Source organism: Holdemanella sp. DFI.5.55, from assembly GCF_020593575.1.
Classification (GTDB): domain Bacteria; phylum Bacillota_I; class Bacilli_A; order Erysipelotrichales; family Erysipelotrichaceae; genus Holdemanella; species Holdemanella hominis.
Window position 1 is genome coordinate 1 of the sequence record NZ_JAJDMK010000303.1, and the last position, 258, is coordinate 258.

1 protein-coding gene is annotated in these 258 nt (G+C 34.9%); it reads left to right on the forward strand.

Annotated features, from left to right (window positions below):
• Positions 1 to 258, forward strand: a 258-nt coding sequence (locus LJE08_RS14190) for a hypothetical protein (protein ID WP_227403603.1), incomplete at both ends; no start/stop codon positions are given.

A 258-nucleotide genomic window follows, 5' to 3' on the forward strand; every position in this document is an offset into this window, starting at 1 on the left:
TAGATAAAGAAAGTAACGTATATGTATTAGAGGTAAACCCACGTTCATCTCGTACTGTACCATTCTTATCTAAGATTACAGGTGTTCCTATGAGTTATATTGCAACACAGGCTATTTTAGGAAAATCAATTGAAGAACAAGGATATACGCCTGGATATCATCCTGAAGATAAAGAAAGAGTCTTTGTCAAAGCACCAGTATTCTCATTTGCGAAATTACGTAGTGTAGATACAGTGTTAGGACCTGAAATGAAATCTA